At 64.4% G+C, this 13,947-nt stretch carries 7 protein-coding genes; 3 read left to right on the forward strand and 4 right to left on the reverse strand.

All coding sequences use genetic code 11. The annotated features are described in order from the left end of the window. Positions 1–5 precede the first annotated feature (5 nt). The 4 genes from BN3270_RS04930 to BN3270_RS04945 form a co-directional block, all read right to left on the reverse strand. A complete protein-coding gene (locus BN3270_RS04930) occupies positions 6–1,448 on the reverse strand; it encodes an ammonia-forming cytochrome c nitrite reductase subunit c552 (RefSeq protein ID WP_058986046.1) in 1,443 nt (480 codons plus the stop codon). Positions 1,449–2,568: 1,120 nt separating this feature from the next. Next, the gene (gdhA, locus tag BN3270_RS04935) at positions 2,569–3,900 is read right to left on the reverse strand and encodes an NADP-specific glutamate dehydrogenase (protein WP_058986047.1); all 1,332 of its coding nucleotides are present in this window, start codon (positions 3,898–3,900) and stop codon (positions 2,569–2,571) included. Positions 3,901–4,121: 221 nt separating this feature from the next. Then, complete coding sequence (gene fdhF, locus BN3270_RS04940; RefSeq protein WP_271711929.1) at positions 4,122–6,848, reverse strand: formate dehydrogenase subunit alpha; 2,727 nt, start codon at positions 6,846–6,848, stop codon at positions 4,122–4,124. Beyond that, entirely contained in the window at positions 6,841–8,682 is a 1,842-nt protein-coding gene (locus BN3270_RS04945) for an NAD(P)-binding protein (RefSeq protein WP_058986048.1), read from the reverse strand. The genes fdhF and BN3270_RS04945 overlap by 8 nt, the downstream gene beginning before the upstream one ends. 994 nt (positions 8,683–9,676) lie before the next feature. On the opposite strand from BN3270_RS04945, the gene BN3270_RS04950 reads away from it, so the two are divergent. From BN3270_RS04950 to BN3270_RS04960, 3 genes are read left to right on the forward strand one after another with little or no spacing between them, the layout of a single operon-like run. Next, a complete protein-coding gene (locus BN3270_RS04950) occupies positions 9,677–10,300 on the forward strand; it encodes a histidine phosphatase family protein (protein WP_058986049.1) in 624 nt (207 codons plus the stop codon). Between the two features lie 57 nt (positions 10,301–10,357). Continuing rightward, on the forward strand, positions 10,358–10,753 hold the full coding sequence (locus BN3270_RS04955) for a (deoxy)nucleoside triphosphate pyrophosphohydrolase (protein ID WP_058986050.1): 396 nt from the start codon (positions 10,358–10,360) through the stop codon (positions 10,751–10,753). Positions 10,754–10,756: 3 nt separating this feature from the next. Beyond that, entirely contained in the window at positions 10,757–13,777 is a 3,021-nt protein-coding gene (locus BN3270_RS04960) for a DEAD/DEAH box helicase (protein WP_058986051.1), read from the forward strand. The last annotated feature ends 170 nt before the right edge of the window (positions 13,778–13,947 follow it).

A 13,947-nucleotide genomic window follows, 5' to 3' on the forward strand; every position in this document is an offset into this window, starting at 1 on the left:
TCCCCTTACTGATTGCCGTACTTCTGGGCAGCTTCCGTGCCGTAGTCCTGCGTAGCGGTTTCGGGGTCCTGCTGGTTGTAGTAGTGGTCGGAACCGAAGTCGAGCGTGTTGACATCCGGGTTGTACTCGCTCTGGAAGTCCTTGGCGTCGGAGGTGACGCCCAGAATCTGGTCGCCTTCATCGAGCAGGGTGTTGCACTGGTCGATCACGTGGCGGAAGAGCGAGATGTTGTGGGCACCCTTGGAATTCTCCGCGAAGGAGGAGTTCCAATAGAAGGTGGCGGCACGCTGGATGTACTGGGCGCGGGCGAGCTGTTCGTCGTTCAGGCTACCGGCGGCCACGGCCTTCTCAAGGTTCTTCACGTAGACGGAAGCACGCTGACCGGCGTTCTGGGTCATGGTCTTCCATTCGTCCTGCTTGGCCTGCACTTCGGCCTTGAGGTCCTTGTGGCAGGTGTTGCAGTCGTTCTTCAGCAGCTCTTCGTTGTCGAGCGGGCTGATCCAGTAGTGGCTGGTGTAGGCGTTGCCCTGGTCGTCGACCTCGGTGGCCATATGGCAGTCAGCGCAGGTGTAGCCGAGCTGGGCCATGTGGTTGCCCTCGCCGCCGTAGTTGTACTCGAACTCGGAGTGACGCACGGAAATCATCTTGGCGCCGGTGGACTCGTAGGTCCAGTCAACGAAGTTGTGGTTGTCGTACCACTGCAGAGCATTGTCGGGCGTCATTTCGGTGACGTCGTCGTACGGGCTCGTGGGCTCGCCGGTTTGGGCGTTCATCGAGTAGTCGCAATGGCACTGGCCGCAGACCTCGGCGGACTCGGGCACCTTGTCGGCGTTTGCACCCAGGGCGCGCTTCCAGTCGGCGCGCAGGATAGCCAGCGAGGACGGGTCGTTGTTCTCGTGGCAGTTGGCGCAGGAAATGCCCTCGGCCTGAGAGACGTCTTTTGTGCCGTCGGTGTAATCGTCGACGGTCTGGTAGAGGTTGGTCTTCCAGACGTCGTTGCCCTCGGCGGCCACCTGGTAGTGGACGTTGGGCGTCTTGCAGGCCAAGCACTGGGTCTTGGTCTTCTCGGTGATACGGCCGTTATGCGTCGTGGTGTAGATCGACGACGTGTGGCCGCCCGGCTCGCTGAAGAACTTGGCGTAGCCGTAACCCTTCCCCAGGGTGATCATTTCCGGATACAGTTCCAGCTTGTTGGCCTTGCCCTCGGGCCAGGTGTTCTTGTTGTTTTCCAGATACGACGCATACTGGTCGGGATACTGGTCGGCCCAGCTTTCCGCCGTGATGACGCCGTACTTGTTCGCCTCCGGAATGTACGAAGGCGAAGAGGCACTCGGTGTGGGCACACCGGTGTTGGCTTTAGGCGCGCATGCGTAGACGCCCACCGACACTACGCCGATGGCCAGCACGCACATGCACGTCACCGCCTTCTTGGTTAGTTTGTGCTTCATAGCACACCCCCTCTTAATAGGTGAACAAACCCCTCTCCCTACTATCGTTGATGTATTTCTTCACTTCAAGTACACATTTCTTACTTAGATGCGCCCTCTTGACCTGCATCTATGACCGTTAGGTGTCTGACGTGGCCTTTCGCTACACCGATTGGTGTAGGCAGAAAATCGCTCAAGCAAATGTGCGGGTTTTCCCCTAGAAGGCCCTTTGGGGCGAACGGTTGCAAATCCCGGTGTTGCGGAAGGGGACACGCGCCCCGCTGGCGAATGAGTCAACAGGATCAGGGACGAGCGAACCCAAAATGAGACCGTTTGTAGTTCATGGGAAAAGGCTCGCGCCCGATGGCGCCTAGCGCCTTGTACCCTCCCTACCGCACTCCCGCGCCATCTCACCGCCCTCGCTAAGGCTGGCTATCTCGCCTTGCACCCTCCTCGCCTGGCCCTCCTCTCCATCGCCCTATCCCCTCTGCCCGCCTGCTCAAAATGCAGGGCCCTTGCGCGCCGAACGGGAAATGGCGCTTCCAAAGCTCGTTTCGCAGGGGAAAGGCACGCGAAACCCGTCACGGCCCTGCGTTATGAGCGGAACCGTGCAAGGGCCCTGCGGGATGAGCGGGATTTGCCCGTTCGGCGCGATATCCCCCTGCGGTTTGAGCAGAGGGCCCCGCATACGGGGCCCGAGCGCTCAACCCCGTGCGCCGGCCCTGCGAAACGAGCAGGGAATCGCACCGGCCCTGCGAAACGAGCAGGGGGATTGCGTCGGCCCTGCAGGATGAGCACGGGAATCGCATCTGCCCTGCAGGATGAGCAGGGAGTGCGCACCGGCCCTGCAGGACGAGCAGGGGAATCGCAAGGCCCGTGCTTCTTGCACAGGAGACGGCAGGAGCCCCGCGAAGCGGGCTCCCTCTGCGCGGGAGCCGCACGGGTTGGTCTGACCGAAGGGCCCGGCGCCGTACGGGCGCCCAACGACGGCTCCTTGATAAGGCATATCGGAAATCGTCCACACGTCCCGGGCCCCGTTGGCGCACCCACTAAGAAGGGGCGGGCACCTTGTCGGCGCTCGCCCCTCTTCCATCGCCTCGCCCTGCTCACGCAAGGCGCCTGCGTGTATGTATCGGTTCGCTTACACGATGCCCTGGGCCATCATAGCGTCGGCAACCTTCAGGAAGCCGGCGATGTTGGCGCCCATGACGTAGTCGCCTTCGTGGCCGTACTTCTTGGCGGCATCGTCGGCGGCATGGTAGATGCCCTTCATGATGCCCTGAAGCTTGGCGTCGACCTCGTCGAACGTCCAGGACAGGCGCTCGGAGTTCTGCGACATCTCCAGGCCCGACGTAGCCACGCCGCCGGCGTTGGCCGCCTTGCCCGGGAAGAACACGACGCCGTTGTTCTGCAGGTATTCGGTCGCTTCGATCGTGGTCGGCATGTTGGCGCCTTCCGCGAAGACCTTGCAGCCGTTGGCCGCGAGCTGCTTGGCGTCGTCGACGAAGACCTCGTTCTGCGTTGCGCAGGGGTGAGCGATGTCGCAGGGAATCTGCCACACGCCGCGACCCTCGTGGTATTCGGCGCTCGGCACGCGCTCGGCGTATTCCTTGATGCGGCCGCGCTCGACTTCCTTGATCTGCTTGACGACGTCGACCTGGATGCCTTCGGGATCGTAGACCCAGCCGTTGGAGTCGGACATGGTGACGACCTTGGCGCCGAACTGCTGCGCCTTTTCGGCAGCGTAGATGGCCACGTTGCCGGAGCCGGAGATCACGACGGTCTTGCCTTCGTAGCTGTCGTCATGGCAGTTGAGGTATTCCTGCGTGAGGTAGACCAGGCCGTAGCCGGTGGCCTCAGTGCGGGCAAGGGAGCCGCCGTAGGACAGGCCCTTGCCGGTGAGCACGCCGGACCATTCGTTGCGCAGGCGCTTGTACTGGCCGAACATGAAGCCGATCTCGCGCGCGCCGGTGCCGATGTCGCCGGCAGGAACGTCGGTGTCGGGGCCGATGTGCTTCACGAGCTCGGTCATGAAGGACTGGCAGAAGCGCATGACTTCAGCGTCGGACTTGCCCTTGGGGTCGAAGTCGCAGCCGCCCTTGCCGCCGCCCATGGGCAGGGTGGTAAGGGAGTTCTTGAAGACCTGCTCGAAGCCCAGGAACTTCAGAATCGACAGGTTCACGCTGGGATGCAGGCGCAGACCGCCCTTGTAGGGCCCCAGAGCGCTGTTGAACTGGATGCGGAACCCGCGGTTGACCTGCACGGTGCCTTCGTCGTCGACCCAGGGCACGCGGAACATGATGACGCGTTCGGGTTCGACGATGCGCTCGAGCAGGCTCGCCTTTTCGAATTCGGGGTGTGCATCGATAACGGGCTCGAGGGACTTCAGCACCTCGGTGACGGCCTGGATGAACTCAGGCTGGTCGGGGTCCTTGGCCTTGACCTGTTCGATAACACGATCGACGTAGCTCATGTATATCCTCTCTTTCGGGATGAAAGCCTGCGAAAATTATAGTCGCAACGGCCCGCTGAAACATTTGGTCGCAAGTTTTAACAATTCTGAAACCCGAGAGAAATGTTGCCGTCTCTGGAAGCTCGAGAGGCGGCGGAGGACTTGGGCGAGAAGACGCGAAACGGGCGGGCACCGCATGGCACCCGCCCGTTCATTCTTACGCCTATCGTCCGCCGGCGGCCCTAGGCCTTGGCCACTTCGATGGCGCAGACCTTGTACTCCGGCACCTTGCAGGTGGGATCGAGCGCGTCGCTCGTCAGCACGTTGGCATTGCCGTCCTGGAAGTGGAAGGGCATCCAGGTTTCGCCCACGTTTGTTTTTTCCGACACATGGGCGCGCGAGCGGATCTCGCCGCGACGGCTCGACACCACGACCGCATCGCCGTCTTCGATGCCGCGGGCCGCAGCATCGGCCACGTTCATCTCGATGAAGGACTCGCCGACGATTTCGTTGCAGCCTTCGGTGCGTCCCGTCATCGCGCAGGCGTTGTACTGGGCGAGCACGCGGCCCGTCATCATGACGAGCGGGAACTCGCCATCGGGCAGTTCCGCCGAGGGACGGTAGTCCGCCGGTGCGAACAGGCCCACGCCGCGCGAGAAGCTCCCCACGTGCAGGATGGGCGTGCCCGGATGGTCGGGCGCCGTGCAAGGCCACTGCAGGCCACGCCCCCGCAGCCCTGCGCGATCCAAACGTTCGTGGCTCATGCCCGCATACGACGGGGTCAGGCTCGCCATTTCATCCATGACCTGGGCAGACGTCAGATGCGGCTGATCGTAGCCCATGCGACGCATGATTTCGGTGAAGATCCAGATGTCCGCGCGGGTGCCCGGGTCGGCGTCGACCGCCTTGCGAACGCGCTGCACGCGGCGTTCAGTGTTGGTGAAGCAGCCTTCCTTTTCGGCGTAGGCGCGCCCCGGCAACACCACGTCGGCCATCTTGGCCGTTTCGGTAAGGAAGAGCTCGTCGACCACAAGGAAATCGAGCGTCGAAAGCGCATGCGTCACGTGCCCGATGTCGGGGTCGGTGCGCATGGGGTCTTCGCCGAAGATGAACAGGCCCTTGACCTCGCCTTTAGCGGCGGCGTTCATGACTTCGGTCGACTTGAGGCCCTCTCGTTCAGAAATGGGGACCATCCAGGCTTCGCTGAATTTGGCGCGCACCGCCGGGTCGGAAAGCTTCTGATAACCGGGCAGCGTATTGGGCTGAGCGCCCATGTCGCAGGCGCCCTGCACGTTGTTCTGACCGCGCAGCGGGTTGACGCCGCAGCCGGGCTTGCCGTAGTTGCCCGTGAGCATGGCCAGGTTCGACAGGCTCTTCACGCCGTCGGTACCGGTAGAATGTTCGGCCACGCCCAGGCAGTAGACGATCGCCGCCGCGTCGGCGCGGGCGTAGAGCTCGGCTGCCGCGATCAGGTCGCGCGGGTCGATGTTGCAGATCTTCGCCACGCGCTCCGGCGTGTAGTCGGCGACCAGTTTGACCAGGTCGTCGTAGCCTTCCGTGCGCGCGTCGATGAAGGCACGGTCCATGAGCCCGCGCTCGACGATCACGTGCATCATGCCGTTGACGAAGGCCACGTTGGTGCCCGGCTTGAGCTTCAGATGAAGGTCCGCTTGAGCGGAAAGGCCGATGTCGCGCGGGTCGACCACGATCAGCTTGGTGCCGCGTTCGACCGCCTGACGCATCTGCATGCCCATGACGGGATGGGCCTCTTCGGGGTTGGACCCGATGAGCATGATCACGTCAGCGGCGGTGGTGATGTCTTCGATGGTGTTCGTCATTGCGCCCGAACCGAGAGTCGTTGCCAGACCGGCAACCGTGGGGGCGTGTCAAACACGGGCACAGTTATCCACGTTATTGGTGCGGAAGGCCGTGCGCGCCATCTTCTCGAGCATGTAGATATCTTCGTCGGTCGAACGCGAGCAGGCGAAGGCCGCAAGCGCGTCGCCGCCGTACTCCTCGCGCAGCTCGCTGAAGCGGCGGGCGACCAGATCGAGGGCATCGTCCCAGCTGGCAGGCTCGAATTCGCCCGTATCGTGGTTCTTGACCAAAGGCGTGGTGAGCCTGTCGCCCGAGCTGACGAAGTCGAAGCTGGCCGAGCGGCCCTTCACGCAGAGCAACCCCTTGTTGGACGCGCCGTGATAGGCGCGCGTGTCGACTACGCGGTTGTCCTTCACGAGCAGCTCGAGCTGGCAGCCCACGCCGCAGTGGGGGCAGGTGGTGAGCACCGGGGTGACTTCCCAGCTGCGGTAGGTGGCGCGACGCTTTTCGATGATCGCGCCCGTGGGGCAGGCCGCCGCGCAGCAGCCGCAGCTCTCGCAGTTGGTCGTGTCCCAATCGGGGCCGAACGGCGCCTCGATCGCGATGCGGGCGCCCCGCTTGGCGGTATGCAAGGTGTGGTTGCAGGCCCGGTCGTTGCAGGCGACCACACAACGCTGGCAGCGAATGCACAGGTTGGGATCGAATTCCAAGAAGGGATTGGAATCGCGATGGGGCTTTTCCTGCACGGGAATCGGGTAGGCCGGTTCGGTGACGCCCAGGGCGTTGCAAACCGCCTGCAGCTGGCAGTCACCGTTCTTACGGCAGCTGAAGCAGTAGTTGGTGGAGTTCAGGCCGTGCTCGGCGAGGATCAGCGACAGCGACATGCGGCGCGAGGCGTCGATGCGCTCGCTGTGGGTGGTGATGTCCATGCCTTCGGCCACCGGCGTGTTGCAGGCCGTGACCAGAGCGTCTTGACCTTTCACTTCCACGACGCACACGCGGCACATGCCTACGCCGGCGTCGTTGCCCAGCGCGCAGAGGCGTGGAATCTGGATGTGGGCGCGCAGGGCCGCGTGCAGGATGGTCTCCCCCTGCGGCACGCAGACCCGCTCGCCGTCGATGGTGACGTTCACCAGGTTCTCGTTAGACATACTGCTTCCTTCCCCCGAGCATGGCCCCGCTTCCATAGTGGTCGCAGCGCAGGCAGCGCCCGCATTCCTGAAGGGCTTCTTCTTCGCTCATGCCGAGCTCGACGCCTGCGAAATCGCAGCGGCGCTCGCTCGCGATGCGTTCGTGCACTTCCACGCGGCCGTAAGGCTGACGGTCGTTGGGACGCGGGTCGGGTGCTTCGACGTCGATGTTGAGCGTGTGGTGGTAGCCCATGAACTCGTCGATGTTGCGCGCCGCGACCTTGCCGGCCCCCACCGCGAGGATCACGGTTTTGGGCCCGAGCTGGCAGTCGCCGCCCACGAAGACGTTGGGGAGGCTTCCTGCCGCCTTGAGCTGGGGCGTCGCGGTGAAACGCGCGCGATCGGCTTCCATGCCGGCCTCTTCGAAGGGAGCCGATTCGATGGCTTGGCCCACGGCGACGAGGATGACGTCGGCCGGGATGCGCAGCGGCGGCTTGCTCGCCTTCTGCGGCGCTGGGCGGCCGCGTTTGACCGCGCCGATGAACTGGGGCTGGGTGACGAGCGCCGTGCAATGGCCCGCCTCGCCGACCTCGATGTGGTCGGGCGCCTGGAGCATGAGGATCTCGACACCCTCCTGCATGGCGGAATCGATTTCGGTGCGCAGGGCCGTCATGTCGTCGATACGACGGCGGTAGGCCACCTGCACGCTCGCGGCTCCGGCGCGCACGCTCGTGCGAGCGCAGTCCATGGCCACGTTGCCGCCGCCGATCACGACGACGCGCTTGCCGGTGAAATCGGGGTAGTCGCCGTCTCCGATGCGGGTAAGCAGGTCGACGGCGCTCATGACGCCTTCGGCGTCGGCGCCGGGCAGATCGAGCATCTTGCCTCCCTGGGCGCCGATGGCCACGTAGACCGCATCATGGTCGGCGGAAAGCTCTTCCATCTTTGCAGCGTCGACCGGCGTTTCGGTATGCACGCTGATGTCGCCCGCGCCCAGGATCGCGCGGATGTCCTGGTCGAGCTTTTCGCGCGGGAAGCGATAGGCGGGAATGCCGTAGCGCATCATGCCGCCGAGCTGCTTGCGAGCTTCGAAGACGTCGACGTGATGGCCCATGAGCGCCAGGAAGTAGGCGGCCGTAAGGCCCGAAGGGCCGGCGCCCACAACGGCCACGCTGCGGCCCGAAGCGGGCAGCGCCTCGGGCGTGGGCACCGTGTCGGCCGCCACGCCGTCGACCGCGTACTTTTTGATGCCGCGGATGTTGATGGGGGCGTCGATCAGGCGGCGGCGGCAATGGGCCTCGCAGGGGTGCTCGCACACGTAGCCGCAGGCCGTGGGAAAAGGATTGTCCTTGCGAATCATCGCGATGGTGCCCGCCAGGTCGCCCTGGGCGGCGAGCGCGATGTAGCCGGGCACGTTCACATGGGCCGGGCATTCGGTTTCGCAAGGCACCGACTGGCCCGTCCCCTGCACGCACATACGGCGATCGATGTGGCTCGCGTATTCGGCCGCGTAAGCTTCCGTGCTGTACAGGAAGTCGCGGGCCGCCTGCCAACCGATCGCGCAATCGCTCGCATCGGCAATGACGCGCGCAAGCTGCAGAGTTTCCTGATAGTCGCGTTCGGCCGCGCGGCATTCGGCGATGGCGCGCACCTTCTGCGCGAGCAGCGGAAGGCCCTCGCGACAGGGCACGCACTTGCCGCAGGTCTGCGCCGCCGATTGCTCGATCGCGGCGAGCGCCAGCTCGACCGGGCACATGCCGGGCGGCGTGGTTTGGGCGCGGCGCTGCATACGTTCCGCGAGGTCGTCAAGCTGACCTCCCGCGTAAACGCCGCCGTTGAACTCCAACATGGACATCGACTCCTCCTTCGAATCGAGCGCGGACGCCCGACCGTCCCTCGTTCGCGCTTCTCTAGCGTCACTATATATAGTTAGCGCGAGCGATACGCGGCGTAGGGGAAATGCAAACGAGTTCTCCGTACTAGCCGAGAAAGTGGCAGGAGTTTCCCTATAGTAACGGACATTATTGAGTATTTGCCCATATTTTTCGGTCATGACAAGCAAGTCAGCGTGTATCGATGGCGCATAGACACGTCTCTCGTGTCACGTGTGGTCCGCACGCCAACTGGCCGCACAAGCGTCGAAGCGGCGAACGGGCACGAAACAAGGCGCAACGGGATGGGGAATGCGGCGGAGGGGGTACGGAAACGAGAGCCCGGCCGTCCTCGATGCCCGCGCGGGGGTGCGTGAGACAGCTCGCACATGCCCACGGCGCGCAGCGAAAATCAACGCGAAACGAAAGCGGCAGCGCTATGGCCTGCCAATCAAGTTTTCGAGTCACGTAGGGCCGAAACAGGCTCTGCATCAAGTCGTTTTTAAACACAATTGTTACTGTTGTACATTTTCCTGCTGCCACATACGAACAGAACAACACTTTTTCGTCGAAAACTTGATCGGCAGGCCACAAGGTGGGGCAAATCGTTTTTCGATGCAGCCCCGCATGCCAAACGGGGCATCGCGCCCGCTATCCGCCAGCCGGAAAGGCGCACGCCCCTATGCCGACCCGCTCGACCATCACGCACCCGCCCTGTTCTCGCCGGGCCAGCACACGCCCGTGCGCCTGACCGCCAGGCCATCCCAACACGCACCCGCCATCCTCACGCCGGGGCAGCACATGCCCCACCGCCTGCACCAACCCTGCGGGACCGCCCGCAAGGCCGTCGTATCTTACGGGATTCGCACGCGACCCCGCCCTTGACCCGCCACGCTCCCCCGCTAGAATCGCAGATGGCAGGCGCCGGGCGACAAAACTCGGCGGAACGGCACCAACGCGCAAGGGAGACGCCCCACCATGAAACTTGCGATTCTGCGGCACGGACAAACCGATTTCAACGTGGAGCACCGCTACACAGGCACGACCGACGTGCCGCTCAATGAAACCGGGCGCGCCGAAGCGCGAGCCGCAGGGGCGGCGCCCTGGGTGGGCCTCGTCTTCACAAGCCCCTTGCGCCGCGCGCGCGAAACCGCCGCCATCTGCTTCCCCCATGCGGCGCAGCGTCCCATGCGCGACCTGCAGGAAATGCGTTTCGGCCGCTGGCAGGGCCACAATCGCGAGGAACTCGCCGGCGATGCGGCCTTCGACGCCTGGTACGCGTCGGGCTGGGCCCTGCGCGCCCCGGGCGGCGAATCGCGCGGCGACCAGGAGACACGGGTGGTGGCCGCCCTCGAGCGCATCGTGGCCGAAACGGAGGCCGCCCACGGCAGCCTTGCGGTGGCAGCCGCCCACGGCGGCGTCGTGATGGCAACCTGCGACGCCCTCCTTTCCGAAGAGGAGAAAGCCGGGCGGGGCTTTCACGATTGGCGCCCCAAGAACGCCTCGCTCACCGTGTTCGACGTGGGCCGGAACCCGCAGGGCGGGCTCGCCCTCTCGCACGTGCGCACGATCGACCGCACGGCCGACCTTGCCACCTGCTAAGACCCCGCTGCGCGGCACCGGCCGATAGGCTACAATTGCCGGGACAGGGGAGGCGCTATGAAATCCATCGATGTAGTTGCAGCGATTATCGAACACGACGGCCGCATCTTCGCTACCCAACGCGGGTACGGCGACCTGAAAGGCGGCTGGGAATTCCCCGGCGGCAAGATCGAGCCCGGCGAAACGCCCGAAAAAGCGCTCGTGCGCGAAATTCGCGAAGAGCTCGACTGCACGATCGACGTGGGCGAACGCTTCTGCACGATCGATTACGACTACCCCACCTTCCACCTGCATATGGGCTGCTATCTGGCCAAAGTGGCCGGCGGTCACCTTACCCTGCTCGAGCATTCGGCCGCCAAGTGGCTCGGCGCCGCCGACATCGACTCGGTCGACTGGCTGCCTGCCGACATCACGATCATCGACCAGTTGAAATCACGCGGCGTCGTGCGCTAGCCCATGGCCGACACGCCCGCACGCGCCCCCGCGCCTCACGGGGCGGAATACGCCGCCCTAGGCAGCCCCACTGACGAGACCAGCTTCAAACCTGCCGGTGGCGGCACCGAATACGCCCGTGTGCGCCTGGGCGAAAGCCTCACCGCGAGCTTCATCGACGCCGACGTCCCCCACGACGAGCGCTACGATGCGCGCTTCGTGGTGAACGACCAATCGCGCGGCACCAACTTGCGCGAGACGCTCATCTCCTACCTGGATACCTGCGACCGATTCGATTTTTCGGTCGCCTTCGTCACCAAGGGCGGCGTCGAATCGCTGTTGAACGCCTTCGTGGCCCTTGAGGAAAGCGGCGTTCCCGGTCGTTTCCTCACCTCGACCTACCAGAACTTCAACGATCCCGAAGCCCTGGAAAAGCTCGCGTCCTTCGACAACATCGATGTGCGCGTCTACCAAGGCAGCATGCACGCGAAAGGCTACTTCTTCCAGAGCCGGGACCTGGGCACCGTCATCGTGGGCAGCTCGAACTTCACCCAGACGGCGCTCACCTGCAATAAGGAATGGAACGTCCTCTTCCACTCCTTCGAAGGCGGCGATATGTTCCAGCGCTCGCGCGAGGAGTTCGACCGCCTGTGGGAGTCCCCCTGCACCGTGCCGCTGACGGCGGAATGGCTGGCAGGCTACCGCGCCTACGTCCAAGAACGCCCCACCCCTTCGGCCGTGCGACCCGCCACCTACCGCACGGCCGCAAACGGCGCGCCGCAAAGCGTCGGCGGTATCGTGCCCAACGACATGCAGGCCCATGCGCTCGAAGCGCTTTCCGCCCTCCACAGCCGCGATGCGCGGCGCGCCCTGCTCGTTTCGGCCACCGGCACGGGAAAAACCTACCTGGCCGCCTTCGAGGTAGCCGCCCAGCGTCCCGCACGCGTGCTCTTCATCGCCCACACGTCCCGCATCCTCACCGCATCCATGAAGAGCTTCGAACGCGTGCTCGGCGACCGCTACACCTACGGCCTCTACCGCGGCGGCGCGCGCGAGGTGCACGCGACCTGCGTATTCGCAATGATCGGCACCCTGAGCCGCCATCTCGACGACTTCGCACCCGACGCCTTCGACTACCTCATCATCGACGAAGCCCACCGCACGGGCGCCGCCGGCTACCTGAAAGTGCTGGACTATTTCACTCCCGGCTTCTGCCTGGGGATGACCGCCACGCCCGAACGCACCGACGGCGTCAACGTCTACGACCTGTTCGACAACCAGATCGCCTACCGCATCACCTTGCAGGACGCCCTGGAAAACGACATGCTGGCGCCCTTCCACTACTTCGGCATCGCCGATTTGGCCATCGACGACCAAACGGTCGACGACCCCTCGCTGTTCGCCCGGCTCACGTCCGACGAACGCGTGCGGCACATCGTGCGGCAGATCGAGACGTACTCGATCGGGCAGGAAAGACACGGGCTCGTCTTCTGCAACCGCATCGCCGAAGCCCAGACCCTCTCCGCCAAGTTCAACGCCCTCGGCTACCGGACGCAGGCCCTTTCGGGCGCTGACGGCGACGCGGCGCGCGAGCGGGCGATCGAAGACCTGGAAGCCGGCAGGCTCGCGTACCTGTTCACCGTCGACCTCTTCAACGAGGGCATCGACATACCCTGCCTCAACCAGATCGTCATGCTGCGTCGCACCGATTCGGCGATCATCTTCGTGCAGCAGCTAGGGCGCGGCCTGCGCAAGCACCCGGGCAAAACCTACACGCTCGTGCTCGACTTCATCGGCAACTACCGGTCGAACTTCTTGGTGCCCGTCGCGCTTACCGGCGACCGCACCTACAACAAGGACACCCTGCGCAAGCTGGTGAAGAGCAGCGCCGCCGTGCTGCCGGGCGCTTCGACCGTGAGCTTCGACCGCATTTCGGAAGAGCGCATCTTCCGCGCGATCGATGGCGGGAAATTTTCGAGCGTCAAGCTCCTGCGCGGCGAATACGAACGACTCAAGCGCGAACTCGGCGGGATCCCCCGCCTATCCGATTTCGATGCGGCCCATGCAGTCGATCCCCTGCTCATCTTCCAAAGGTTCACGTCCTACCACGCCTTCCTTGCGAAGTACGAGCCCGCTTACCACGGGACGTTGGACAAAAGCGCCAGCGACATCCTTGCATTCGTCTCGCGTAAGATTGCCAACGGCAAACGAGCCGACGAGCTGGTCCTGCTCAAGCGGGCGCTCGACGCGGCCCGCAGCCGACGCGGGAATGCGGCTGGCACCTGCGCTCCGCCCGCCGAACGAAGAGCGGCCGAAGCCGCCTGCGCCAAGGCGTCCGAGCGGGCCGCCGCCTGCCCCGCATCGGCTGCGGGCGTGCTTTCCGGGCGTTTCGACAAGAAAAGCCCCGCCCTCTTCGAGCTCAGACCGGACGGGAGTCTCGCGCCGACCGCGGCCTTCGAAGAGGCGCTTGCCAACGACGCCTTTTGCGATCAGCTGGAAGAGACCCTTAACTTCGGGCTCGCGCGCTGGTCGCGCGACTATGCAGAGCCCTACGCCGGCACCGACCTCGTGCTCGGCGCCAAATACACCTACGAGGACGCATGCCGTCTGCTCGGCTGGGAGACCAACGTAAACGCCCAGAACATCGGCGGGTACCGCTACGACGCTCCCACCAACACCTTCGCCGTCTTCATCAACTACGAGAAAGACCCGGCGATCAGCGATACCATCAAATACGAGGACCGATTCACGTCGCCGAGATTCCTCACCGCCATCTCCAAGCAGCCGCGCACCCTTGAATCGCCGGAAATCATGCGCTTGAAAGCCTGGCCGGGCAACGGGATGCGCACCTTTCTATTCGTGCGCAAGAACAAGGAGGACAAAGAGGGCAAGGAGTTCTACTTCCTGGGCACCATGCACCCCACCCAGAGCTACCGCGCTTTCACGATGCCGAACACGAGCAAACAGGCGGTTGAAATCGGCTACGAGCTCGACGAGCCCGTGCGCGACGACCTCTACGCCTACCTCACGAGCTCGATCGCGTAAGGGCGGCGCGGGCCGGCCGGTAGCGGGAAGACGATGGCGGCGGGCCGGCGGTGGCAGGCAGACAATCGCAAGACGTCGGTCGGGGACGACGCCCCCGCGTATCGCTTTGACAACGCTTGCAACCGCGCCCCGCGCCCGGCCCCTACAATGGAGCCATCGAAGCGGATGCG

This window comes from Hugonella massiliensis, assembly GCA_001486445.1.
In the GTDB taxonomy this organism is placed as follows: domain Bacteria; phylum Actinomycetota; class Coriobacteriia; order Coriobacteriales; family Eggerthellaceae; genus Hugonella; species Hugonella massiliensis.